27 protein-coding genes and 1 pseudogene are annotated in these 23,411 nt (G+C 51.1%); 14 read left to right on the top strand and 14 right to left on the bottom strand.

The features are described 5' to 3' along the window. Window positions 1-43: 43 nt before the first annotated feature. The 4 genes and pseudogenes from ACO7SM_RS05315 to ACO7SM_RS05300 all read left to right on the top strand — a co-directional run. The gene (locus ACO7SM_RS05315) at window positions 44-259 is read left to right on the top strand and encodes a hypothetical protein (protein ID WP_490469999.1); all 216 of its coding nucleotides are present in this window, start codon (window positions 44-46) and stop codon (window positions 257-259) included. Window positions 260-499: 240 nt separating this feature from the next. Next, window positions 500-745 (top strand): hypothetical protein, encoded by a 246-nt coding sequence (locus tag ACO7SM_RS05310; protein ID WP_490469998.1) that lies wholly within the window; start codon window positions 500-502, stop codon window positions 743-745. A gap of 2 nt (window positions 746-747) precedes the next feature. After that, window positions 748-1,215, top strand: coding sequence for a hypothetical protein (locus tag ACO7SM_RS05305; protein WP_490469997.1), 468 nt, complete (start codon window positions 748-750; stop codon window positions 1,213-1,215). Window positions 1,216-1,510: 295 nt separating this feature from the next. Beyond that, window positions 1,511-1,803, top strand: a pseudogene (locus tag ACO7SM_RS05300) (integrase arm-type DNA-binding domain-containing protein); the annotation flags it as partial. A gap of 103 nt (window positions 1,804-1,906) precedes the next feature. Here ACO7SM_RS05300 and ACO7SM_RS05295 read toward each other — a convergent pair. The 3 genes from ACO7SM_RS05295 to ACO7SM_RS05285 are packed head-to-tail and all read right to left on the bottom strand — an operon-like array spanning window position 1,907 to window position 3,112. After that, window positions 1,907-2,254, bottom strand: a complete 348-nt coding sequence (locus ACO7SM_RS05295) for a hypothetical protein (RefSeq protein WP_490469996.1) — start codon at window positions 2,252-2,254, stop codon at window positions 1,907-1,909. Further along, on the bottom strand, window positions 2,254-2,637 hold the full coding sequence (locus tag ACO7SM_RS05290; RefSeq protein WP_490469995.1) for a hypothetical protein: 384 nt from the start codon (window positions 2,635-2,637) through the stop codon (window positions 2,254-2,256). Before ACO7SM_RS05290 ends, ACO7SM_RS05295 begins: the two co-directional genes overlap by 1 nt. Before the next feature lie 10 nt (window positions 2,638-2,647). Beyond that, window positions 2,648-3,112, bottom strand: a complete 465-nt coding sequence (locus ACO7SM_RS05285) for a hypothetical protein (protein ID WP_490469994.1) — start codon at window positions 3,110-3,112, stop codon at window positions 2,648-2,650. A 1,424-nt stretch (window positions 3,113-4,536) separates the two neighbouring features. Between ACO7SM_RS05285 and ACO7SM_RS05280 the strand changes: the two genes are divergently transcribed. The 3 genes from ACO7SM_RS05280 to ACO7SM_RS05270 all read left to right on the top strand — a co-directional run bounded on the left by ACO7SM_RS05280 (window position 4,537) and on the right by ACO7SM_RS05270 (window position 6,537). Continuing rightward, window positions 4,537-5,043, top strand: coding sequence for a hypothetical protein (locus ACO7SM_RS05280; protein WP_490469993.1), 507 nt, complete (start codon window positions 4,537-4,539; stop codon window positions 5,041-5,043). A 321-nt stretch (window positions 5,044-5,364) separates the two neighbouring features. Next, on the top strand, window positions 5,365-5,751 hold the full coding sequence (locus ACO7SM_RS05275) for a DUF7079 family protein (RefSeq protein ID WP_490470869.1): 387 nt from the start codon (window positions 5,365-5,367) through the stop codon (window positions 5,749-5,751). Between the two features lie 87 nt (window positions 5,752-5,838). Then, window positions 5,839-6,537: an RluA family pseudouridine synthase gene (locus ACO7SM_RS05270; RefSeq protein WP_490469992.1), complete on the top strand. Its 699-nt coding sequence runs from the start codon at window positions 5,839-5,841 to the stop codon at window positions 6,535-6,537. A 36-nt stretch (window positions 6,538-6,573) separates the two neighbouring features. Here the strand turns inward: ACO7SM_RS05270 and ACO7SM_RS05265 are convergent, their stop codons facing one another. Further along, on the bottom strand, window positions 6,574-6,930 hold the full coding sequence (locus ACO7SM_RS05265) for a DUF1294 domain-containing protein (protein WP_490470868.1): 357 nt from the start codon (window positions 6,928-6,930) through the stop codon (window positions 6,574-6,576). A 181-nt stretch (window positions 6,931-7,111) separates the two neighbouring features. On the opposite strand from ACO7SM_RS05265, the gene ACO7SM_RS05260 reads away from it, so the two are divergent. Continuing rightward, window positions 7,112-7,468: a hypothetical protein gene (locus tag ACO7SM_RS05260; RefSeq protein ID WP_490469991.1), complete on the top strand. Its 357-nt coding sequence runs from the start codon at window positions 7,112-7,114 to the stop codon at window positions 7,466-7,468. 93 nt (window positions 7,469-7,561) lie between these two features. On the opposite strand, the gene ACO7SM_RS05255 is transcribed toward ACO7SM_RS05260, so the two are convergent. The 10 genes from ACO7SM_RS05255 to speB form a co-directional block, all read right to left on the bottom strand. Beyond that, window positions 7,562-7,714, bottom strand: a complete 153-nt coding sequence (locus tag ACO7SM_RS05255; protein ID WP_238929229.1) for a YnfU family zinc-binding protein — start codon at window positions 7,712-7,714, stop codon at window positions 7,562-7,564. Window positions 7,715-7,872: 158 nt separating this feature from the next. Continuing rightward, window positions 7,873-8,046, bottom strand: a complete 174-nt coding sequence (locus ACO7SM_RS05250) for a GnsA/GnsB family addiction module toxin (protein ID WP_490469990.1) — start codon at window positions 8,044-8,046, stop codon at window positions 7,873-7,875. Continuing rightward, window positions 8,036-8,104 carry a hypothetical protein gene (locus ACO7SM_RS05245; RefSeq protein ID WP_446714979.1) on the bottom strand — a complete coding sequence of 23 codons (69 nt, stop codon included), beginning with the start codon at window positions 8,102-8,104 and terminating at the stop codon, window positions 8,036-8,038. Before ACO7SM_RS05245 ends, ACO7SM_RS05250 begins: the two co-directional genes overlap by 11 nt. A gap of 135 nt (window positions 8,105-8,239) precedes the next feature. Next, entirely contained in the window at window positions 8,240-8,467 is a 228-nt protein-coding gene (locus tag ACO7SM_RS05240) for a hypothetical protein (protein ID WP_192613157.1), read from the bottom strand. A gap of 80 nt (window positions 8,468-8,547) precedes the next feature. Next, complete coding sequence (ymcF, locus tag ACO7SM_RS05235) at window positions 8,548-8,736, bottom strand: cold shock small protein YmcF (RefSeq protein ID WP_192614395.1); 189 nt, start codon at window positions 8,734-8,736, stop codon at window positions 8,548-8,550. A 10-nt stretch (window positions 8,737-8,746) separates the two neighbouring features. After that, window positions 8,747-8,959: a cold shock protein CspG gene (gene cspG, locus ACO7SM_RS05230; RefSeq protein WP_192613158.1), complete on the bottom strand. Its 213-nt coding sequence runs from the start codon at window positions 8,957-8,959 to the stop codon at window positions 8,747-8,749. A gap of 388 nt (window positions 8,960-9,347) precedes the next feature. After that, complete coding sequence (gene betA / locus ACO7SM_RS05225) at window positions 9,348-11,036, bottom strand: choline dehydrogenase (protein ID WP_490469989.1); 1,689 nt, start codon at window positions 11,034-11,036, stop codon at window positions 9,348-9,350. Between the two features lie 2 nt (window positions 11,037-11,038). Next, complete coding sequence (locus tag ACO7SM_RS05220; RefSeq protein WP_490469988.1) at window positions 11,039-12,580, bottom strand: purine-cytosine permease family protein; 1,542 nt, start codon at window positions 12,578-12,580, stop codon at window positions 11,039-11,041. A gap of 142 nt (window positions 12,581-12,722) precedes the next feature. Next, window positions 12,723-14,234, bottom strand: coding sequence for an aldehyde dehydrogenase family protein (locus ACO7SM_RS05215; RefSeq protein ID WP_490469987.1), 1,512 nt, complete (start codon window positions 14,232-14,234; stop codon window positions 12,723-12,725). A gap of 90 nt (window positions 14,235-14,324) precedes the next feature. Further along, window positions 14,325-15,302 carry an agmatinase gene (gene speB, locus ACO7SM_RS05210; protein ID WP_490469986.1) on the bottom strand — a complete coding sequence of 326 codons (978 nt, stop codon included), beginning with the start codon at window positions 15,300-15,302 and terminating at the stop codon, window positions 14,325-14,327. Between the two features lie 198 nt (window positions 15,303-15,500). Here speB and ACO7SM_RS05205 point away from each other — a divergent pair, with 198 nt between their 5' ends. The 6 genes from ACO7SM_RS05205 (at window position 15,501) to gabP (ending at window position 23,375) form a co-directional block, all read left to right on the top strand. Then, a complete protein-coding gene (locus tag ACO7SM_RS05205; protein WP_490469985.1) occupies window positions 15,501-16,367 on the top strand; it encodes a LysR family transcriptional regulator in 867 nt (288 codons plus the stop codon). Window positions 16,368-16,792: 425 nt separating this feature from the next. Further along, window positions 16,793-17,770 carry a glutarate dioxygenase GlaH gene (glaH, locus tag ACO7SM_RS05200; protein ID WP_490469984.1) on the top strand — a complete coding sequence of 326 codons (978 nt, stop codon included), beginning with the start codon at window positions 16,793-16,795 and terminating at the stop codon, window positions 17,768-17,770. A gap of 23 nt (window positions 17,771-17,793) precedes the next feature. Then, a complete protein-coding gene (gene lhgO, locus ACO7SM_RS05195) occupies window positions 17,794-19,062 on the top strand; it encodes an L-2-hydroxyglutarate oxidase (protein ID WP_490469983.1) in 1,269 nt (422 codons plus the stop codon). A gap of 23 nt (window positions 19,063-19,085) precedes the next feature. After that, the gene (gene gabD, locus ACO7SM_RS05190) at window positions 19,086-20,534 is read left to right on the top strand and encodes an NADP-dependent succinate-semialdehyde dehydrogenase (protein WP_490469982.1); all 1,449 of its coding nucleotides are present in this window, start codon (window positions 19,086-19,088) and stop codon (window positions 20,532-20,534) included. A 35-nt stretch (window positions 20,535-20,569) separates the two neighbouring features. Next, window positions 20,570-21,853 (top strand): 4-aminobutyrate--2-oxoglutarate transaminase, encoded by a 1,284-nt coding sequence (gabT, locus tag ACO7SM_RS05185; RefSeq protein WP_490469981.1) that lies wholly within the window; start codon window positions 20,570-20,572, stop codon window positions 21,851-21,853. Window positions 21,854-21,974: 121 nt separating this feature from the next. Beyond that, window positions 21,975-23,375: a GABA permease gene (gabP, locus tag ACO7SM_RS05180; protein WP_203360280.1), complete on the top strand. Its 1,401-nt coding sequence runs from the start codon at window positions 21,975-21,977 to the stop codon at window positions 23,373-23,375. Window positions 23,376-23,411: the final 36 nt, after the last annotated feature.

The raw sequence follows: 23,411 nt of genomic DNA, 5'->3' as shown, positions 1-23,411 counted from the left end.
TTGTTCAACGCTTCTCTGAGCCAATAAAAGGAACAATGAGAATATGGATGCGACTTTACTTAGCGCCTTAGACACCAATTGCCGCGAAAAATTTGAAAGCGCTATAAATGCCTTGCAAGGCGACGTTTCCGCCGCCGCTGCAAGATTATCAGTGGATCCCCGTTTACGCCTTGAATACTCAAAACGAATCAAAGAAATGTCTGCAGCTTTACAGGCAAAGGCTAATGCTGGTGTAATCTCATGGGAAAAAGCTGCATGAGAAACTCAGGAAACACGAAATGTGATCATGGAAATGGTGAGATCGCGGAGCACTCCACTTGGTCGGGCAATGGCCGAACAGATCAAAACCGAGGGTAAAACGCTCAATGAACTCGTTGCCAAAAAAGCGAAATCCTTATTTTGACCACAGGCAAATTTTAACAACCTCTCTGAAGTACAAAAAAATCAGATATACGCAAATATCGTCGAATCCGCAGGTAAATCTAACCCGCAAGTAAACATGAAAATGATGCAACTCTCCCACGTTGGAAGAGGGCTTATTGTTCTTTCGATTGCGATTTCTGTTTATGAAATTTATACCGCCGACAATAAAGTTTCTGAGTCGGGGAGACAAATAGCCATTAATAGTTCAGGTGGTGCGATGGCAGGATTAATGTGTGGGCCAGGCGCACCTGTTTGCGTACTTATTGGCGGTTTTGTCGGCGGTGCTCTTGCCGCATGGGAAATGGGACGTTTGTGGAATTGATTATGCAGCAGATTAATTCAATATCTCTGGTAACGGTTCGCGAAGCTACCGATTTATCCCAGGCTCAGTCTGATGTTGTGCTCAGTGGCAATAGCACTGGCATTATTATACCAGGGCAAGTGCTGGAAGCGGCGGTTCAGGTCAATGAGCAGCGTTACATTCTGTTTCTGACGGATGATGTTATTTTCGAGGAATCACTAACAATTGCCCTCATTGATGTTCGCAATGGTGTTAAAGAGATAGTTCGATTGGGTAATGAATACTCGACGGGAAGTTTTGAGGACTTATCTGTTTCAGCGGATAGCATCAATTTCAGATTCATTGGTGGTTCTCTATGGACAATCAAAACCGTTGATTCACCACGTTTGAGGCTTCCTTTTGGTTCAGATCCGAAAGGTGTGAAACGAGAAGCCGGACTACAAAAATATATGATGATTTCAGCTACTCCTGCGCCTGAGAAAATTCGCTGATGTTATTTCAACCAAAATACTAAGCGTCCTAAGGGTGCAGGCATTGCTCTAATGTGAAGAGTCTACTCTTCACTTACTCATCACTGCTTATCCATTTGATAAATAAATAATAAAATACATGGTGAATAGTGTGTACAGTTAAACGAAAAAAAGATTTTTCTCTACCAACTGAGTAACAAGCCCTGCGGGCTTTTTTGTGCCTTGAATTTGTCCCGCGAAGCCTGAAGCCTACTCATTAAATCCGAACCTTTTAGACACCTCATAAAACATGATTGTTTTTGAGGTGCCTAAAACGATGGAAACCCGGCAATGGCAAGACAAACCTCTTTCCGTTAAGGAAATCGAATCCGCCAAACCCAGGGAAATGGACTCCGTTCTCTATGATGGTGATAGCCTTGAGCTACTCATCAAATCCAGCGGCAGTAATATTTGGCGGTTTCGCTACATCCGGTCTGTCACCAAGAAACGAGCGAAGAAGAGCATTGCCCCTACCCGTCAGTCACCCTTGCCGATGCCCGAAACTACCGGGCAGAGTCCCACTCTCTTCAGGCAAAACAAATCGATCCTCAGGAACATCAGCACGATCAACAACCTGTTTGACTGCTTCAATTTTAAACTCTTCAGGATAACGCTGACTGCTTCCATCTTAAATGACTCTGAGGTGTCTGTTAAACCCGTAGCGATTCAATCCTTACTGCTGAGTACAGGTAAACCCGCCGCCTATAGTTGGATTACAGTTAGTTTGAGTGACTGGCTTAGGTTGAATACTCTGATTGTAAGCCGCGCTAGCAGCATTCAAATTAGCCGCTTTTTGTTGCCACCCCGCCGCTGTACTTTGTGCAATGTTGGCACAATCAGCTGCTGAGATTGTGGAGGTTCCTGCCTGTATACGGCTTTGCATCATTTGAGCTGCTTCTGATCCACTGGTAAACGTGTCACCGCTCATTGCCTGACATAATTCATAATCTGAGGCGTTAGGGTTGTTAGCACAACCAATAAGCATTACAGACGCTAAAGTCATTAATAATAAATATTTCATTAGTTCAATCCCTTCTCAGCCCATTTAGAACAAAGTGCAATTGCCTGATCATGCAATACTGGGTTAGCCTCATTAAACTGAATGGCTACCCTTGCTTTTACTCCTGCCAGATAAGCACTTTTATCTTTCACAGCGGCTTTATCATTAGCAGCCCGGTTAAAACATTGCGCTGTCAGGAATTTATTACGCATGGTCATTAGGATAGCCGCCTGATCCTCTGGTAACAGATAATCATAAGCCCCCTCACCTCCCACGCTTTCTGCCTCAAGAGTAGCAAGCGTGAGAGCATCACGCCCCATTTCATCCGGTGTAGGTGCTACCTCTACTTGTTCAGCACATCCCGCCAATAGAGCAACAATCACAACTGCTAATAAACACTTCATTGTTATATTCTCAATTAAAACTTTCGTAATCAGTCTGTTCACATTTGGCTGAATAATAAACTTTTGTACCTTCACTATTCGTTTTCATTGCTTTATCAGAGAAATGAGCCTCGATGACACCACTCTTATGATGAATATCGAACATAGCCCCTTTGCCTTGCCCGTTCCCGTCACTGTCGGATTTAGTGAAAAGCATTGTATAAACGATTTCCCCTGTTTTTTCATCCGGGATCTTGCCATCAATGTACATTGGAATATTAAAGTTGCTGCCTTTGCTATCACTCCAGCTTACGAATCGATATATACCATCAGGGCGCTTGTATTCATCAAAGCTGACGATAGTAGAGCCACATTTAAAAACCCGTAGGCTGATCGGTTGTTCACCAGGTTGCACTGTAAAATTTTCTGCATATGCAGGAGCAATCACACAAGCAGCCGTTAAAGTTGCCAGCATCCATTTAACAAGTAATTTCATTTTAATTCCCCAAAGCCAGAAAAGTGCCACAAGCCAGAATAACCAACAGACTAATGAGAAGAAATAAATCTATCTTTTTTCATTCTTTTCAATGGTTAATATTTTATGATCTAACTGCCCCTTAACATAAGCCTGAGCGTTTCAAGAAAAGCAATCCTTGCTTGAGCAACATCGAAATTGCGAATTAAATTAACATCACTCATTTACAACTATCTCCACTACCTCATATCGTTAAACCGTATCAACTCCAATAAATATCCCCCCAACGATACTATTGATAACAATGCACTATGGCTAATAGTAACGAAACTACTTTCACTTCGTTTAGTTCTGCCGTGGTGCCCTATGCGCTCTTTATCGCATGATATGCGACGCAATAGACCAGGGATCAGCAACGCCGGGGTGATTACTCAATGCCTCTCTACCCACCATTTGAAAGCGCTTAATTTCGTCTATGCCACAGGTATTACAACCCCCCGTATTAGGGCTTATAGGATGGCGGCAGGATATGATCTTGATCACGTTTTAGCTATTCGTGCTTTGTATGACAATTAACTTATTCATAGAAAAGGTGAATTTTTTATATCCAGACATATTGAAACCTGTCTTCCTGAAACGAATGGGAATAGTTACCTTCCGTAATGAGAGCCGTTCTCACCAAAGTAGAGACAGGAGGGATTGAGGATGGCAAGACACCAGAACGTGATCACACCACACTGCTCGCACTGTTGGTATGTCACTAATCTATAATCCTTGTTCACAGACTAACAAAAACCGTGGACACATTATTGCAGCCATCTGGAGTGCTAAATAAGCCCCCGTTCTGGAAGTGGAGTATATGTCAAAATTGCTAAACGTTTATTTTTATTGTTTCCCTTCAGGTAATTTTTTAGATTCCCCTTGAAATTAATAGCCATCTCATTTTGAGATTGAATAACAAAACCCACTCTATCTACAAAATCGTTTAAATTCCTCTCTGAAATTTAAAACCGTTAATTAAGGTCATTCATTTTTTGAAAGTTTTCACCCTGGTTCCCTGCCCTCACCCTGGATAAAATATAACCACAGGAGTGATACCCTATTTTTTAATCCACTCGGTTGTTTTCGGGCTGCGTCTTAGAGGGAAACCATGTTCTCGTGCCTGAAAACAGCCCCAGTCTAAACTGAAGTACCCGGTCTTGCTTCCATTTCACCGGAAGCCACATCGCCATGAAAAAGATCCGTTATTCCGAAAAACAGATTGCGTTTGCGCTGAAACAGGCCAAAACCGGTGCTCGCGTTGGTAAGCCACTTAAAAGCAAAATAATTTCCAATACATTGATTAAAATGTTTCCGCTATGAAGGCCTCAATACCAGAATCACTCTCTACCCTACAGCGGAAACACGTTACACAAACCGCCAGACAACCAAAAAAGGCGTCTTAAATGTTAAGAAAAATAGTGCTTATAAGTTTATTTTCATTTACATACTTACCCGTTGCACAGGCATCATGGAAAACGGTTGTCGAGAACGATATATTCTCTACTGGCAAAAAAGCGGAACTCATCGGAGAAATATCAAATGAAAATCAGTCGGTTGTATTTGATTGCTCTGAAGGACAGTTAACGGTCAGTCAGGTTGAAGCAGACAGAAATACGGTTGTCACAGGGAAAGGGCGTTATCAGACGCTCATCAAGATTGATGATAACCAGCCTGTCGCATTGAGCACGACATTGATAAGAAGAAGTCCGGAGTCTATAGCGCTTACCAGTACTGAAAAAGATAAAATTATGACGCTTCTGCGGCAGTTACAGGCTCAAACCTCCAGACAAGACTTTTTAATTGGAGATATGGATAGCAAAGGGAATCAGCTTTCATCAGGCTCCGGCTCTGTTTCGTTTGCCAAAAAATCCGTCACTAAATTCATCAAAGCATGCAAAATCGAACTGTAAACCGAACTCTGGTTATTTTTCCCTGAGCAATCGATATGCTGCGGCAAGCTCCTGATTCGTTGCAGCCAAAATCCGCCTATGGCGGATTTTGTTTCGCGCAGGCCTTATACCCCGCGATTAACAGCATTCATAACAGCGCGGTGATACGGTAGACTGCTTTGTGTCGCTGTATCGACAGAAACCCTGACTCAATGAGAGTTCACTGCTGTTAAATCGCCCGGACTCTGGCCATCGGTGGCTTTTACAGCATAATTTTAGCCGTATGCATTCGCGCCCAACCTGGTATTTCATCGATACGTTTCACCACAGGGAAAAATGTCTATGCCGCTTAGCGAAGCCGAATTGATTACCCGTGTCCCTGTCTGGTATGCGTTATCTGAACTTTTCACCTGGCGTGATCTCCAGGACTATGACTACAAATGGATGGCGCAGGTGCTGAAGGACTCCGGGCTAAGCCGGGAAGAGATCTTTACTATTCTCGATGAGGAAGTCGCCCCCGCCTTGCAGACAAATCTCCTCTATAACCCCACGCCTGTTATAGATTGCTGGTCAGAAGACGATGTCAAAACCCTTGTTTTGCATTATGTCAGCAGAAAACCGACCCTTATTGAGCGGGTTATCCCCTCCCATTTTTTATTTAAACAGCGGCGAAAATACATTCAGGATGACATCCTAAAACTCACTGCTGAGCTGGATAAAAGCACATAAAAAAACCGATGCCCCATCAAACTGAAGATTCGCCAGTCAGCTAAAAATTCGCTATTATCCGCCCTCACTCTCCATCCGGGCAGCCTGATGTCTACGATTTTCGATACCTTTATTGCCCCGCCGTGCCATGACAAGATAGAAATACTCTATCAGGACGATCACCTGGCCCTTATCAATAAACCCACAGGATTGCTCAGTCTCTCGGGGAAAAATCCGCAAAATATCGATTCGGTACATCATCGGCTGGTACAGATATTCCCCGGCTGTACCCTGGTTCACCGCCTTGATTTCGGGACGTCCGGGCTGATGGTGATTGCCCGTAATAAGGCTATCAATGCCGCACTCTGCCAACAGTTCAGTCAGCGTACAGTGACCAAAGTGTACGGCGCACTGCTTTGTGGACATCTCAACGACAATGAAGGGGTAATAGACGCGGCGATTGCCAAAGACCCTGCGCTGTTCCCGCTGATGTCAATTTGCGCAATCCACGGCAAGCCCGCTCGATCCCGCTATCGGGTCATTGAGCGCTTACATTACGAACGGGAAGATCAAACGTTACTGCCGGTAACGCGGGTAGAGCTAACCCCGGAGACCGGGCGTACCCATCAACTGCGCATCCACTGCCAGCAATTGGGCCACCCCATTTTGGGCTGCGACCTGTATGGCGGGCGCCTGTTGCCAGGCACCGAGCAGACACCACGGTTGATGCTGCACGCCAGTGAGTTGCATTTTGTTCATCCCATAAGCCAGGAGAAGATAGCCGCTCATCATGCCAGCCCGTTCTGAAGCCACTACTCTCTGAACGTGAAACGGACGCCAGCCTCATAGTGCTGTTATTTGTTCAAGTATTTCGCGTTGATATACCAGACCTAACAGCACGGCTAAATTCACAATAACACTCACCATAAACCAGGTTTTGAACGGTTGTTTCTGGGTTTTATGCCGGAACAACTGCTGCGCGATCATTCCACCAGGCCACCCACCTACAAGGCCAAAGATCAGAAGCGTCTTTTCTGGCACGCGCTGCCAGTCGCTACGTGCAGCATATTTATCTGCACCATAGAGCAGAAAAGTGAATATATTGACCAGCAACAACCACCCCCAGAACGAATGAAAAACGAAATAGCTGGCTATCAACGAGAGCACCAGTACGCTATAACAAAGTTGATTAATTCTCATATTGACGGCCTTCCCGCTCCATAAATCCACGGCAAAGCATAATCCAGAAATGAACCTCATTTCACCCGTTAATCTCCTATCGTCATGACGCGCTTAATCACCCAGGCGGCGGGCATCAACCGGTTGATGCGGGTTATCCCCATGGTAAACTACCGCCGGATACAACTAATGGATGCAAAACATGAAAAAAATTATCGCTGTAGCGCTGGGAGCGCTTTTATTGTCAGGCTGTACGGTGCGCGTTGCCGATCTCACTGTCGCCAGTACCAAGAACTACAACCTGAACGGTGGGCATTTCTATAAGGGGAAACGGGTAACCGCGGAAGATAGCTACCCGGTGATCATCTTCCCTACGGGGATCCCGAACGTGAAAACAGCAGCAGATCGCGCTATTGAGAAAGACAAGTGTGCGGTTGGTTTAACCGATGTGGTGGTCACTCAGTTAAATCACGCATTTCTGTTCGGCAAAATCGGTTTACGCGTTGAAGGTAATCTGATTATTGACCGCGGTTTACCCGGTTGCGAAAACGCCAGCTAATATCTTAATCCAGCCTGCGGGCTGGTTTTTCATCCATTGCGCCCCGGTTCTGAATTCCCGTCCCTCGTCATTTAACCGCCAGCAGAATTCACATCACGAGCCTGATCGCGGCACAATAAACAGGGCTTTACACCCGGGGCAAAGCATTGCCTGCTTCAGGCGAATTTTAGATGCGGACTGGGAAGACTTGAGGCCACATTCCGGGCAGGTGACAGTAGTTGTAGAAGCGCCACCAATGAATTTCATTGCGTAATCGAAAAATGACATGATGATTAACCTTTCAATGAATGAGCTTCATCGTATCACGCGGTGGTCAAATCGTATGCAACACAAAACACAAAAACATCACTTCAGAAAAAAGTGATGTTTTATATAAATAAATCTCAAGGAACGAAAAAAAAGAATTAAATTAATTTAATCTTTACGTCATAGCTTTCAAGACCAGTCATCTTCTCACGAGCGGAAAACTGAATATCAGAGACTTCTTTCCCGGTATTCTTTTTCAGTTCCACTATTTTCTTCGTGATAAATTCCGATATATCCGCTTCTGTTTTTCTTTTTAAGTCGTCAATGTTCACTGTTGACCTCTTCTGGTTTGTAAAGGCAGCAACGCGCCAGCAAGGTTAATGATTTCAGTTTGCCTATAAGGCACGGATATTTATAAGCTATCCTGCTGAAACATTCAATAACCCCGACTACGGGCGATGCTCATTCTTTAGGCAAAAACAGGCCAGGATTCGACAGTGAAAGAGGAAGAGATAGACGGTTTCGCTAAAGAAACTTTCTCGCGGCATCCAGTATTTCTTCTGAACTAATATCGCGATCGGAGGCTACATGAACGACCTGATGATCGCCCGTCAGGGAAGGAAATCCAGCAGACATGACGGGTAAATGCGTTTTCTCGCCATTGGGATACTCACGTAATATTGTCGTGATGCCACTCATAACGGAAACAACAGCAGCAGGTTCTGCGTTAAAAAACACAATCACTTTTTTCATAACCCCACCGTGATGCCCTCTACAGGCCATCTGTTATCATACTGAAATCAAATATGGCTCCAGTGCGGAGCCAATATGCATTATTTTCTGAAATCTAATGGAGCCTGACCGGAACGGACGTACAACGCGACATTATCGAATGTCATCATTGTCGACTTGCAAAAAATACATTTTGCGCCGAAGGGATTGCTTTCAGTGACATCAAACGTTGATGTTCTGTACTGTGAACCATGACAACATGGACACCGGAAGTGAATATGGTTAGTAATATCAGTTACCTTAGAGCGCCACGACATTGACTGCCGTCGGACCTTTAGGGCCCTGTTCTACCGAAAATTCAACTTCCTGATTTTCATTCAGCGTACGGAAATCATTACTTTGAATTGCAGAAAAATGGACGAATACATCTTTGCTGCCATCTTTAGGGGTAATGAAACCAAAACCCTTATCAGCATTAAACCATTTTACTAAACCAGTCATTTTATTAGACATAAATTATTACCTTATTGAGTTAGCCCTTGGGCAAAATAGTCCGAAAAAATTTATCAGAGAGAAAAGAACCTAAAGGGAATCTCAAGAGGGAATCATGATGAGAAATATAACAATGACTACTTCAGATAAGTTTGTATCAAACCAGACAGCCATTAACGCATGGTTAACCAAACATAGCAAGCTTTAGTTTTGCTAAAAAATAATTCTTATCTTTCCTCGTCAATACCGGGATAAATCCAAAAACGGGCGGCAATGACCCTCATCACTGCCGCCACTCCCCCGCTTAGCGGGCGGGGGACGTTTTGTTAATCCACGCGTGGTTATCTTTGCAGGTGAAACACCCTTTGCACACCGGGTCAACCATCGCCGTACGCGTTACTAACCGTACTCAAACGGCCACTTTACGGTGAGGTTCATGGGTACGTTGCTGCGTTTCCCATTTATCCGCCAGGCCGACTTCAACCTCTGACGGCACGAGCATTGTGCGACCGCGAACCAGATCCGCCGCACGCTCCGCCAGCATGATCGTCGGTGCATTCAGGTTGCCGTTCGGTTCCGTTGGGAACACAGAAGAGTCAATCACGCGAACCCCTTGCAGACCATGTACGCGCAGTTCGGAATCGACGACCGCCAGCGAGTCTTCCCCCATCCGGCAGGAGCCACACGGATGCATCGTGCTTTCCATGTTGGCGCGCACAAACGCATCGATCTCCTCGTCCGTGTTGACGTTCGGGCCCGGGGCCAACTCCTCGCCACGAAAACTGTCCATCGCGGGCTGACCGATTATCTCACGCGTCAGACGCACGCAGCGGCGGAAACCTTCACGATCTTCTTCGCGTTCCAGATAGTTAAAACGAATTTCCGGATGCTCATACGGATCGGCAGAACGTACCCGCACATAGCCGCGACTCTTCGGTTTGTTAGGGCCGGTCAGCACCATAAAGCCGTGTCCCTTGAACGGCTTATCGCCATCGTAGCGCATTGCCGCAGGTAAAAAATGGAACTGAATATCCGGCCAACGCAGCCCCTTCTCTGAGCGGATAAATCCTCCCGCCTCGAAATGGTTGCTCGCCCCCAGCCCATCTTTAAACAGCAACCAGCGCAGGCCAATTAAGGCTTTCGAAAACAGTCCCATTTTGCTGTTCAGCGAGACCGGTTCTTTGCACTGGAACTGGATATAAATCTCGGCGTGATCCTGTAAGTTTTCCCCGACGCCAGGGAGATCGTGTTTCACTTCGATACCGGCTTTACGCAGAACCTCAGCGGGGCCAATGCCGGAGCGCTGCAACAAGTGCGGAGAGCCGATCGGGCCAGAAGAGATCAACACCTCTCGCGTACAGCGCACGGTGTGGATTTCTCCTCCCTGCTCATACTCGACGCCGACGACACGTTTACCGGCCAGCACCAGCTTACGCGTCATCGCATTGGTGACGACGGTCAGGTTAGGTCGCGCCATAGCCGGTCGCAGATAGGCATTTGCGGTAGACCAGCGCACGCCATTTTTGACCGTCATATGCATCGCGCCAAAGCCTTCCTGCATATAGCCGTTGGTATCATCCGTTTTGATATAGCCCGCCTGCGCGCCCGCTTCTACCCATGCGCCATACAGCGGGTTTTGCATATTGTTGCCGTTGTTGGTGCTCAACGGGCCTTCTGAACCGCGATAATCATCGCCGCCAAACTTGTAGTTCTCCGCTTTACGGAAGTAAGGCAGACAGTTGCGGTAACCCCAGTTTTTGGCCCCTAACGACTCCCATTCATCGAAGTCGTAAGCGTGACCCCGGATGTAGACCAGGCCGTTGATCGATGACGACCCACCCAACACTTTCCCGCGAGGGCAGTGCAGACGACGCCCATCCAGATGCGGCTCCGGCTCGGTTTCGTAGTGCCAGTTAAATTTTTTGGTGTTCATCGGCATCGAGAACGCGCTGGGCATCTGGATAATAATGTTGCGATCGCTTCCGCCGTACTCGATAACCAGTACGTTCACACGCGCGTCTTCAGTCAGGCGGTTTGCCAGTACGCAGCCGGCCGATCCTGCCCCTACGATGATGTAGTCGAACTGTTTAGTAGACATTATTAGCTTGCTCCATTTTGATTCTGGACAATTGCGACAGGCACACCTTTATTACCCGTGGTGTACTCCGGCATGTGTAATTCGATATGCGAAATCACGGCCTCTTCATGATGCAGGTTCAGTGAACGGCAAGAGACGTAGTAGACGATACTGGAGGCGATAAGCCCCACCAGCCAGGCCAGATCAACGCTGCCCATCGCGCGCGCTATCGGCCCGACAAACACCTCGCGACCGCCGTCAAAGATGCAGAAGAACGGCACCATCGCGAGAAAGCCCGCGAGGTAAGAGAGCAAACCACGCGCCCCCCAACGGCCATAAATGTTGCCGTGCGGCTGGAAGAAATGCGGGATGGCGTAACGCCCTCTGCGTACAAAGAAATAGTCCGTCAGGTTGACCGCCGTCCAGGGCACCAGGAAGTACAGCATCACCACCAGATAGATGTTCAGTACGGACAACCCCGAGCTGGAGTTGTAGATGCTCATCGCCACGCCCAGTTGCAGGAGCACCACAAAGATGATGGCCACAATACGCGCTTTAGCCGTCGGCTCTATCTTCCTGAAGGAGTCCACGCTGGTAATGGCGGTCAGTTTGGCGCTGTAGATATTCATCGCAATCACCGGCAGGAACGCCAGGATAGTGATGGCTACCACGGCCGTTCCCAGATGAGGAGAAAAGTTGGCGCCAACTGTATTGAGCGCCACCAGCACATCGGTGGCTCGCAAATGAGACGCCAGCCAGCCGCCCACCGAGATCATCCAGGCCCCCGACAACGATGCCCCCAGGAACACCGCGGCGATCAATTTACCGCTGGAGGTATTTTTCGGCAGATAGCGCGAATAGTCGGACACATACGGTGCGTAAGCGATGTTGTAACTGGCGGCCGCCGCAAACTGAGCAACAAAGCCCGTCCAGTTAAAACCTAAAGGTGCCGCCTTCGCCGCCCCTTCGACGGCCGGAGCGTCATGAACCCAGCCCATCAGCACCGCCAGCGTCACCAGACCGTACAACGGCAACGATAAAAACAATGACCATTTGAAGGTTTTGTGCATCCAGTCATGGCCGAGAATGGCCAGAATGGTCGCCGGTACCGTCACCGCCAGCGCGACCTGGAACGGGTTCCAGCTAAACAGCGTTTTCAACCCCTGCATCATCAGCACCAGGTTGACAATATTGAAGCCAGCAAACACAAACAGCGTTGCTAACAACACCAGCACCACGCCGCGATAGCCAAACTGCGCGCGCGACTGGATCATCTGCGGCAGTCCCAGGTGCGGTCCCTGCGATCCGTGGAAAGCCATGAACAGCGTACCGAACATGATGCCCAGAGTGCCCGCCAGCGTAGTCCATAGCGCATCAAGCCCAACGCTCGGCCCGACAAAGCCGATGGTCATGGTAAAAAAAGTAAAATTGCCGACAAACCAGAAGGGTCCCTGACTGGAGAGTTTATCGGTGCGTTCCTGTTCTGGCACAAAGTCGATCGAGCGTCCTTCTATTGGACTTTGTTCACTGCTTGTCCCTTTCACTGCGGTTGATTCTGGTTGCATAAGGTACCCCTTGGTAGAGAAGGGTGAAGCAATAAGAATTCATTAAGCCAGGCGGTTGCCGGCTCGTTAGCTCAGTGTGTTGTGCCGTACCGGGCCGCTTCCGGGCAGCATGACGCTGCGCCGGAAGCGCCGATAAGTCAGACTATGAAGGCAAGGTGATCCACACGGTTTTGGTTTCCATCAGGTAGTCAAGCTGCTCGGGGCCGAGATCTTTGCCAAAGCCGGACTCCTTGAAACCGCCGAACGGCAGCGCCGGGTCGATGGTGCTGTGCGCGTTGACGTACACCGAACCGGCCTCAAGCTGGGGAATAAGGGTATGCACGCGGGCCAAATCGTTCGAATAGATTGCGGCAGCCAGGCCAAACGGCGAGTCATTGGCAAGCTCAACCGCTTCTTCGACGGTATCGAACGGCGCAGTAACCAGCACCGGGCCAAAGATTTCTTCGCGCACAATGCGCATATCATTGCGACAGTGAGCAAAAATGGTCGGCTCAACGAAGAATCCTTCCCGATCCTGGGGACGTCCGCCATAGTACAGCGTCGCCCCTTCGCGTACGCCAGCGTCAATGTATGACAGCACGGTGTCCTGCTGTTTGGCGGAAACCAGCGGGCTAATGAAACATTCAGGATCAAGACCCGGGGCCATTTTCAGCGTAGCGGTATAGTCAGCGAGCGCCGCCAGGAAACGGTCGTAAATACTGCGGTGAATATAGGCGCGGGTTCCCGCGTCGCACACCTGCCCGGAGTTAAAAAACACGCCATTGGCTACCGCCTGTGCCGCGGCAGGAATATCGGCATCTTCCAGTACCAGAACCGGGGACTTCCCGCCCAGTTCCAGGGTCACGCGCTTGATGTTTTCAACCGCCGTTTGCCCAACGGAACGCCCGACAGGCGTCGAACCGGTAAAGGTCACTTTGTCGATCCCCGGATGTGCGGTCATGGCCGCGCCAATCACGCTGCCGTATCCGGTGACAATATTCACCACACCGTCAGGAATCCCCGCTTCCTGAACCAGTTCAGCAAAACGCAGGGTCGATAATGACGTCAGTTCAGCGGGTTTAATCACCGCAGTACAGCCCACCGCCAGCGCCGCCGCCAGTTTCCACGCCATGGTTTGCAGAGGAAAGTTCCACGGCACAATCGCGGCCACTACGCCGATCGGCTCTTTGCGGGTATACGCCAGATAATTGCCCGGCAGCGAAGGTTCTACCGTGCGGCCATGCAGCTTTGAGGCCCAGCCCGCGAAGTAGCGAAAGGTGTCGATGGTGCCCTGGATATCCACGTCGCGCGCCTGCGTCACCGATTTCCCCATATCAATGGATTCGATTTCGGCAAGTTCATCGGCATTGGCTTCAATCAGATCGGCCAGGCGATGCAGCATACGCTCGCGTTCCAGCGGTTTCAGACGACGCCACTCACCGTGGTCGAACTGCTGGCGAGCGGCCGCCACGGCGCGATCCAGGTCAGACGCGGTCGCCAACGGGACAGTGGTCAACACGCCCTGCGTGGAAGGCTCGATAACAGCGCTGACCTCCCCTTCGCTACCGTCAACCCACTCTCCGCCAATAAACATTTTCTGCGGTTTACTCAGAAAGCGTCGTGTCGCGTCTAAAATACCGTAACGATCGAGATAGTGCATTACAGCTGCATCCATTTGATGATCCTCTTTTTTTTACACCCGATTTTTAACTCACGGGTTATGCAGGTAGGGTTCAGAGGGGTGGTTTAACCACCCACTTATTGCTTAGCGAGTCTGGGATTGCTTACGTTCGTAGAAAATAAAACCGATGCTATTCATCAGCAGTTGGGCCGCCAGAATCGAGGTCACGCCGGTGGGATCGTAGGCGGGCGCCACTTCGACCAAATCCATACCGATAATGTTGCCGCCACTGCGTTTCGCCAGTGCCTGAATAATCTCCAGCACCTCGTAATACTGGAAACCACCGTGGCTCGGCGTACCGGTGCCAGGGGCAATCGAGGGGTCAAAACCGTCGATATCAATGGTGAGGTAGTAGTTGCAGCCCTGCGGGATCTGCTCCAGCACGCCTTCGACGCCTAAACGGCGCACGTCGCGTACCGACAGAATATTGGAACCCGCCGCACGCGCTGCGTCGTAGTCGCTGCGGTTGGATGAGGAAACGTTGCGGATACCGAGTTGCGTCATGCCCGCGATGTGATTCATTTCTGACGCGCGGCGCAGCGGGCTACCATGGCCGTAGCGCACACCGTGGCGCTCATCGACGAAATCGAGGTGAGCATCGAAATGGACGATGTGAATCGGCCCGCGCCCTTCATAGGCTTTAATGACCGGGGCGTGAATGGAATGGTCGCCGCCCAGCACCACCGGCATCGCGCCGGAAGCCAGGATCTTACGTACCGCCAGTTCAATATTTGCGTTACTGCTGGTCATATCGGTATGTACGATGTCCGCATCGCCGACATCGACCATTCGTACCTGGTCTTGCGTCAGATACAACGCATCGTCTTCATGATCGTAGGCGCCTGCATGACCAAACGAAAATAACGTAGACGCCTCGCGAATGCCGCGGGGTCCGAAGCGGGCACCAGAACGCCACTGCGTCCCCATATCGTTGGGCGCGCCCAGGATCGCGACATCGGCATCAATCTCTTCCCAGTTGAGGCATACCGGCGCTTTAGCAAAAGTACAATGGCCGACAAACGGCAGATTCAATCGTCCGGACTCGTAGTTATTGTTCCCCATACTTTCTCCCCCAATCTGTGAATTTTCTGAAACGACCTGGCACAGGTTGACTTGCCATAACAATGACTATGGACAACAATTTGCATGATAAAAATAGAAAACATCAGATATTCATATCGGCTTTTCCGAAGTGACGCATGAGGAGACAGAGACGTGAATCAACTGCAGAATATTGACCTTAAGCTACTCAGAATTTTCATGACCATAGTGAAATGTAATGGTTTTTCTGCAGCTCAGGCGGCGTTGAATGTGAGCCAGTCCACGATTAGCGAACATATGACCAGCCTGGAGACACGCCTCGGCGTCAAATTGTGCGAACGCGGACGTTGTGGGTTTCGACTGACCGAATATGGCACCGCCACTTACGAGGCGGCGCAACGGCTGTTTCTGGCGGTGGATACGTTTTGTATGGATACTTCTGCGCTCAAGCGGCACATCTCTGGCAAGCTCTATCTGGGCATCATTGACAATACCGCCACCGACAACGACAGCGTCTTGTCGCGTACGTTGCGTCAGTTCGTCTCACACGGTCACGATGTGCAACTGGATATTTACATTGGTACGCCCGCAGAGCTGGAAGGACGCGTGCTGGACGGGCGGCTTCACGTCGCTATCGGCCATTTCCCGTTTGAGGTGGCCGGGCTTAGTTATACGCAGTTATACGATGAGCCTGATGGTCTGTATTGCAGCCGCTATCATCCGCTTTTCGATAATCCTCCCCGCGGCGATGCCCTCATCGAGGCGATCCGTGAGAGTCAAATTGTCGCGCGCGGCTTTCTGCAACAACGCGATCTGCAATTGCTAAAATCAAGCTATGCCGCCGCCACCGTCGACAATGTCGAAGCGCAGGCCATTCTCATTCTGACCGGCGCTTACCTCGGTTTTCTCCCCCGACACTATGCCCGCCAGTGGGTCAACGCAGGTCAAATGCGCCAGCTAGAGCCTGAGCAATTTGGTTCTAAATGGCCGTTTTCTTCGATAACAAAACGGGGAGCCACGCAACCGGCAATCCTTCGCCTGTTTTTGGAGGAGCTGATGAGTCGTTCTTATTGTGCGTCTGCCTGATAGATATCATTTTCGTCGCTGCTGATGACATTGAAATTATCGCCAGTAATGTCGGAAACCCGGTGACACAACGCCCGTTAGCGCCCACGGCTGAGGGTTTTCTGGCCGCAGGTGCGCAAAACGCGGTTCGCCATCATGGAATATCGCGCTGACTGAAAGCACCCTCTCCTATGAATTATCGATGAGCACACAGCGGCCAGCTCTTATTAATGTACTGTTTTCAATAACTTTTAGCTAAAAACCTCACTCTCCCGCCTTTATCCACACAATTCATATTGTTAAATATTTGTTGCAGTCGATCACAAAAATTAAACAATTTGGCCGTTTTATATGCGTTTCTCAAAAATGTAGATATTTTTAATTTATGGCTACGAAATGAGCATCGCCATGTCTCCCACGACAATCTACCGAGAGGATCGATTCTGATGAATGCACTGACTGCCGTAAAACCCAACGCTGGGGATTCAGCCCGGAACTACACCGGTTTCACTGTCGCCCCGTCAGCACAATCACCGCGACTGCTGGAACTGACGTTTTCCTCCGACACGACCCAACAATTCTTACAGCAGGTTGCGCAGTGGCCGGTGCAGGCGCTGGAATACAAATCATTTTTACGCTTTCAGGTGGGCAAGATCCTCGACGATCTCTGCGGCAACCAACTGCAACCGCTGCTGATCAAAACGCTGCTGGAGCGGGGCGAAGGCGCGCTGTTAATTGGCGCTGAAGGGATCGACAACGTGGCGCAGGCTGACGATATGGTCAAGCTGTCTACCGCCGTGGCGCATCTGATTGGGCGTTCCAATTATGACGCGATGAGCGGTCAATACTATGCGCGGTTTGTGGTGAAAAATGTCGACAGTTCAGACAGCTACCTGCGCCAGCCTCACCGTGTTCTGGAATTGCACAATGACGGAACGTTCGTCGAAGAAATCACCGATTATGTGCTGATGATGAAAATCGATGAGCAGAACATGGAAGGCGGTAATTCACTGCTGCTGCATCTTGATGACTGGGAACACCTGGAAGAGTACTTCTCACATCCTCTGGCACGCCGGGCGATGCGCTGGGCAGCACCGCCAAGCAAAAACGTCAGTCACGATGTCTTTCATCCGGTGTTCGACGTCGACCCACTGGGCCGTCCGGTTATGCGCTACATCGACCAGTTCGTCCAGCCGAAAGATTTTGAAGAAGGCACCTGGCTTAGCCGTCTTTCTGACGCGCTGGAAACCAGTAAAAACATCCTTTCCGTTCCCGTACCGGTCGGCAAATTCTTGCTGATTAACAACCTGTTCTGGCTGCACGGACGCGATCGCTTTACCGCACATCCTGATTTGCGCCGTGAACTGATGCGCCAGCGCGGTTATTTCGCCTACGCCACTCACGGCTACCAGACGCACCAATAAGCGCCACCCGAGGAACAGAGCGGATGTATGATTTTGTGATTATTGGCGGCGGCATTATCGGCATGTCGACCGCCATGCAGCTAATTGATGTCTACCCGGACGCCAAAATTGTGGTGCTGGAAAAAGAGTCTGCACCGGCCTGTCATCAGACGGGCCACAACAGCGGCGTAATTCATGCCGGGGTTTACTACACCCCTGGCAGCCTGAAAGCGCAGTTTTGCCTGGCAGGAAACAAGGCCACCAAAGCCTTTTGCGATCAAAACGGCATTCGCTACGACGAGTGCGGAAAAATGCTGGTCGCCACCTCCGAACTGGAAATGGAACGGATGCGGGCGCTGTGGGATCGTACGGCAGCCAACGGGATTGAGCGCGAGTGGCTCAGTGCCGGGGCGTTGCGCGAACGCGAGCCGAACATTACCGGACTGGGCGGCATTTTTGTGCCTTCCAGCGGGATTGTCAGCTATCGCGAAGTCACTGCTGCCATGGCGAAAATCTTCCAGGCAAAAGGCGGCGACATTGTTTATCACGCCGAGGTTAGCGCCCTGAAAGAGCTCGCCACCGGCGTGGTCGTCCATACCCGACAGGGGCAAGAATTTGAAGCCTCGACGCTGATTAGCTGCTCCGGGCTGATGGCCGACAGACTGGTCAAAATGCTGGGAGTCGATCCCGGTTTTATTATCTGCCCGTTCCGTGGCGAGTATTTCCGCCTGGCGCCTGAGCATAATCACATCGTCAACCATTTGATCTACCCGATCCCCGATCCGGCGATGCCGTTTCTTGGCGTGCATCTCACCCGTATGATCGACGGCAGCGTCACGGTCGGCCCCAACGCCGTGCTGGCCTTCAAACGCGAAGGTTATCGCAAGCGCGACTTCTCCTTCAGTGACACGCTGGAGATCCTCGGTTCATCCGGGATCCGTCGTGTACTGCAAAACAATCTGCGTTCCGGCCTCAGTGAAATGAAAAATTCACTGTGCAAAAGCGGCTACCTGCGGCGGGTACAAAAATACTGCCCGAGCCTGACATTACAGGATCTTCAACCGTGGCCTGCGGGCGTGCGGGCGCAGGCCGTTTCGCCAGACGGAAAGCTTATCGACGACTTTCTGTTTGTGACCACACCGCGCTCTATCCATACCTGTAACGCCCCTTCTCCCGCGGCGACATCGGCCATTCCGATCGGCGCCCATATCGTCAGCAAAGTGCAGACGCTACTGGAGAGTCAACACAATACCGGACGTACGCTGCGTGCGGCACGTAGCGTGGACACCTTACACGCCGCATTTACCCGTTAAACACCTTGAGACAGGAAGCAATCATGCAACTTAACGATCCAACCTTGTTCCGCCAGCAGGCTTTTATTGAGGGCCAGTGGCGCGATGCCCAAAGCGGCGACGTGATCGCAGTGAACAATCCTGCAAACGGCCAGCAGTTGGGCAGCGTCCCCAAAATGGGGGCCACCGAAACCCGCGAAGCCATTGAAGCCGCGAATCGCGCCCTCCCCGCCTGGCGTGCGCTGACCGCCAAAGAACGGGCCAATATTCTGCGTCGCTGGTACAACCTGATGATGGAGCACCAGGACGATCTGGCGCGCCTGATGACCCTGGAACAGGGCAAGCCGCTGGCTGAAGCAAAAGGCGAAATCAGCTATGCCGCCTCCTTTATTGAATGGTTTGCCGAAGAGGGAAAACGTATTTATGGCGACACCATTCCAGGCCATCAGGCAGACAAGCGTCTGATCGTCATCAAACAACCGATTGGCGTCACGGCCGCCATTACGCCGTGGAACTTCCCGTCGGCAATGATCACCCGTAAGGCTGGCCCGGCATTGGCTGCGGGCTGCACCATGGTGCTCAAACCCGCCAGCCAGACCCCGTTTTCCGCGCTGGCGCTGGCGGAACTGGCGCATCGCGCCGGCGTCCCCGCCGGCGTCTTTAACGTCGTCACCGGATCAGCAAGCGCCGTCGGCAATGAACTGACCGGCAACCCGCTGGTACGCAAACTCTCCTTTACCGGCTCCACAGAAATTGGCCGCCAGTTAATGGAACAGTGCGCCAAAGACATCAAAAAAGTCTCTCTGGAGCTTGGCGGCAACGCGCCGTTTATCGTCTTTGACGATGCCGATTTGGATAAAGCCGTGGAAGGGGCGCTGGCCTCAAAATTCCGTAATGCCGGGCAGACCTGCGTCTGCGCCAACCGCCTGTATGTGCAGGACGGCGTTTACGAGCGCTTTGCGGAAAAACTGCAGCAAGCGGTGAACAAACTGCATCTCGGCGATGGTTTACAGGCGGGCGTCACCACCGGGCCGCTGATCGATGAGAAAGCCGTCGCCAAAGTGAAGGAACATATCGCGGATGCCGTCGGGAAAGGCGCGCGCGTGGTCACGGGCGGTGAAGCGCATGTGCTGGGCGGCAACTTCTTCCAGCCCACGATTCTGGCGGATGTTCCTCGTGATGCGAAAGTAGCAAAAGAAGAGACGTTCGGCCCGCTTGCCCCGCTGTTCCGTTTTCACGATGAAGCTGACGTGATAGCCCAGGCCAACGACACCGAGTTCGGCCTGGCGGCCTATTTCTATGCCCGCGATCTGAGCCGCGTATTCCGCGTCGGCGAAGCGCTGGAGTACGGCATTGTCGGGATCAACACCGGCATTATCTCTAACGAAGTTGCGCCCTTTGGTGGGATCAAAGCCTCCGGTCTTGGCCGCGAAGGCTCCAAGTACGGTATCGAAGATTATTTAGAAATCAAATACATGTGTATCGGCCTTTAAGTAAACCTTACCTGATTGAAGACTGGAGAAAGCGAATGAGCACCAATAAAGAGTTAATGCAGCGCCGCAGCAACGCCGTTCCTCGCGGCGTTGGGCAGATTCACCCTATCTTTGCCGATCGCGCAGAAAACTGCCGCGTCTGGGATGTTGAAGGTCGTGAGTTTCTTGATTTTGCGGGCGGCATTGCGGTGCTGAATACCGGACACCTGCATCCGGGGATCGTCTCGGCAGTAGAAGAACAACTGAAAAAATTGTCACACACCTGTTTTCAGGTGCTGGCCTATGAACCGTATCTGGAACTGTGCGAAATCATGAACCAGAAAGTGCCGGGGGACTTTGCCAAGAAGACCCTGCTGGTGACCACCGGTTCAGAAGCGGTTGAGAATGCGGTGAAAATCGCCCGCGCCGCCACCAAACGCAGCGGCACCATAGCGTTTAGCGGTGCTTACCACGGTCGCACCCACTACACGCTCTCGCTGACCGGGAAAGTGAATCCGTATTCTGCCGGAATGGGACTGATGCCGGGCCATGTTTATCGCGCACTGTACCCCTGCGCGCTGCACGGTATCAGCGATGACGATGCGATTGCCAGCATTGAGCGCATCTTCAAAAACGATGCCGCGCCGGAAGACATTGCCGCCATCGTCATCGAACCGGTCCAGGGCGAAGGCGGTTTTTATGCCGCCTCCCCGGCCTTTATGAAACGCCTGCGCGCCATCTGCGACGAGCACGGCATCATGCTGATTGCCGATGAAGTCCAGAGCGGCGCAGGTCGTACCGGTACGCTGTTCGCCATGGAACAAATGGGCGTCGCCCCGGATATTACGACCTTTGCCAAATCCATTGCCGGAGGATTCCCGCTGGCAGGCGTGACCGGTCGTGCTGAAGTGATGGACGCCGTTGCCCCTGGTGGTCTGGGCGGCACGTATGCCGGTAACCCGATTGCCTGCGCCGCCGCGCTGGCAGTACTGAAAATCTTCGAGCAGGAAAATCTGCTGCAAAAGGCCAACACGTTGGGCAAAACCCTGCGCGAAGGACTGTTGGCAATTGCCGAAACACACCCGGAAATCGGCGATGTTCGCGGACTGGGCGCCATGATCGCCATCGAACTGTTTGAAAACGGCGATCACAGCAAACCCGATGCGAAGCTAACCGCAGAAATCGTCGCCCGCGCGCGCGACAAAGGTCTGATCCTGCTCTCCTGCGGCCCTTACTACAACGTGCTGCGTATTCTGGTTCCGCTGACCATTGAAGATGCGCAGATCCGCCAGGGCCTGGAGATCATCGCCCAGTGTTTCGATGAGGTTAAACAACGCTAAGGCTATACCTCGTTGCTAACGGAATGATGACGATGCAGTAAACACAACAATAATACGCGTGCCCCGACGCGGGAAATGTCGGGGTGCTCTCCCAAGTGACACACTTTCGAGAGGATAGAAGATGGGGCAATCGTCAGAATCACATGCTTTAGGGGGCGGGCTGAAATCACGCCACGTCACCATGTTATCTATTGCCGGTGTTATCGGCGCGAGTTTATTTGTCGGCTCCAGCGTCGCTATTGCTGAAGCCGGGCCTGCGGTTCTGCTGGCCTATCTGTTCGCCGGTCTGTTGGTGGTGATGATCATGCGTATGCTGGCTGAAATGGCTGTCGCCACGCCAGACACCGGGTCGTTTTCCACCTATGCGGATAAAGCTATCGGCCCGTGGGCGGGGTATACCATTGGCTGGCTGTACTGGTGGTTCTGGGTGTTGGTGATTCCACTGGAAGCCAATATCGCGGCCATCATCCTGAATTCGTGGATACCGGGAATACCTATCTGGTTGTTTTCACTGGTTATCACGCTCGCTCTGACGGGCAGTAACTTGCTGAGCGTCAAAAACTACGGCGAATTTGAATTCTGGCTAGCGCTGTGCAAAGTCGTTGCCATCCTGGCGTTTATTGCGCTGGGCGCGGTGGCGATCAGTGGTTTTTATCCGTATGCCGACGTGGGCGGTGTTTCCCGCTTATGGGATCATGGCGGCTTTATGCCCAATGGTTTTGGCGCGGTACTGAGTGCCATGCTGATTACGATGTTTTCGTTTATGGGGGCGGAAATCGTCACTATCGCCGCCGCGGAATCCGACACCCCGGATAAGCACATCGTGCGGGCGAGCAACTCGGTTATCTGGCGTATTTCTATCTTCTATCTGTGCTCAATTTTCGTGGTAGTGGCGCTGATCCCCTGGAACATGCCAGGACTTAAGAGCGTGGGGTCGTATCGTTCGGTGCTGGAACTGCTGAATATTCCGTATGCCAAACTGATTATGGACTGCGTCATTTTACTGTCGGTCACCAGTTGCCTGAACTCCGCGCTGTATACGGCCTCCAGGATGCTCTACTCCCTGAGCCATCGCGGCGATGCGCCGGCGTTTATGGGCAAAACCAACCGCAGCAAAACGCCATATGTGGCGGTGTTGCTGTCGACGGGCGCGGCATTCTTAACGGTTGTCGTGAATTATTATGCCCCGGCGAAAGTGTTTAAATTCCTGATCGACAGTTCAGGCGCCATCGCGCTGTTGGTGTATCTGGTTATTGCCGTCTCTCAATTACGGATGCGCAAAATTCTGTTGGCGCAGGGAAGCGAGATTAAACTGAGAATGTGGCTCTATCCATGGTTAACCTGGCTGGTGATTGCCTTTATCGCCTTCGTCCTGATCGCCATGTTATTCCGGCCAGCACAACAGCTTGAAGTGATTTCCACAGGGCTTCTGGGCCTGGGGATCATTTGTACAGTCCCGATTATGTCGCGCTGGAAAAAACTGCTATCGTGGCAAAAGGCACCATTACAAAATACACGTTAGACCTGTTCCCGGCGCAAGCCGGGATAGTGATTTTCT

The organism is Citrobacter sp. LJND-P06 (assembly GCF_058188415.1).
The sequence above is the reverse complement of the archived record's forward strand: the minus strand, read 5'-3'. Positions and strand labels throughout refer to the sequence as shown.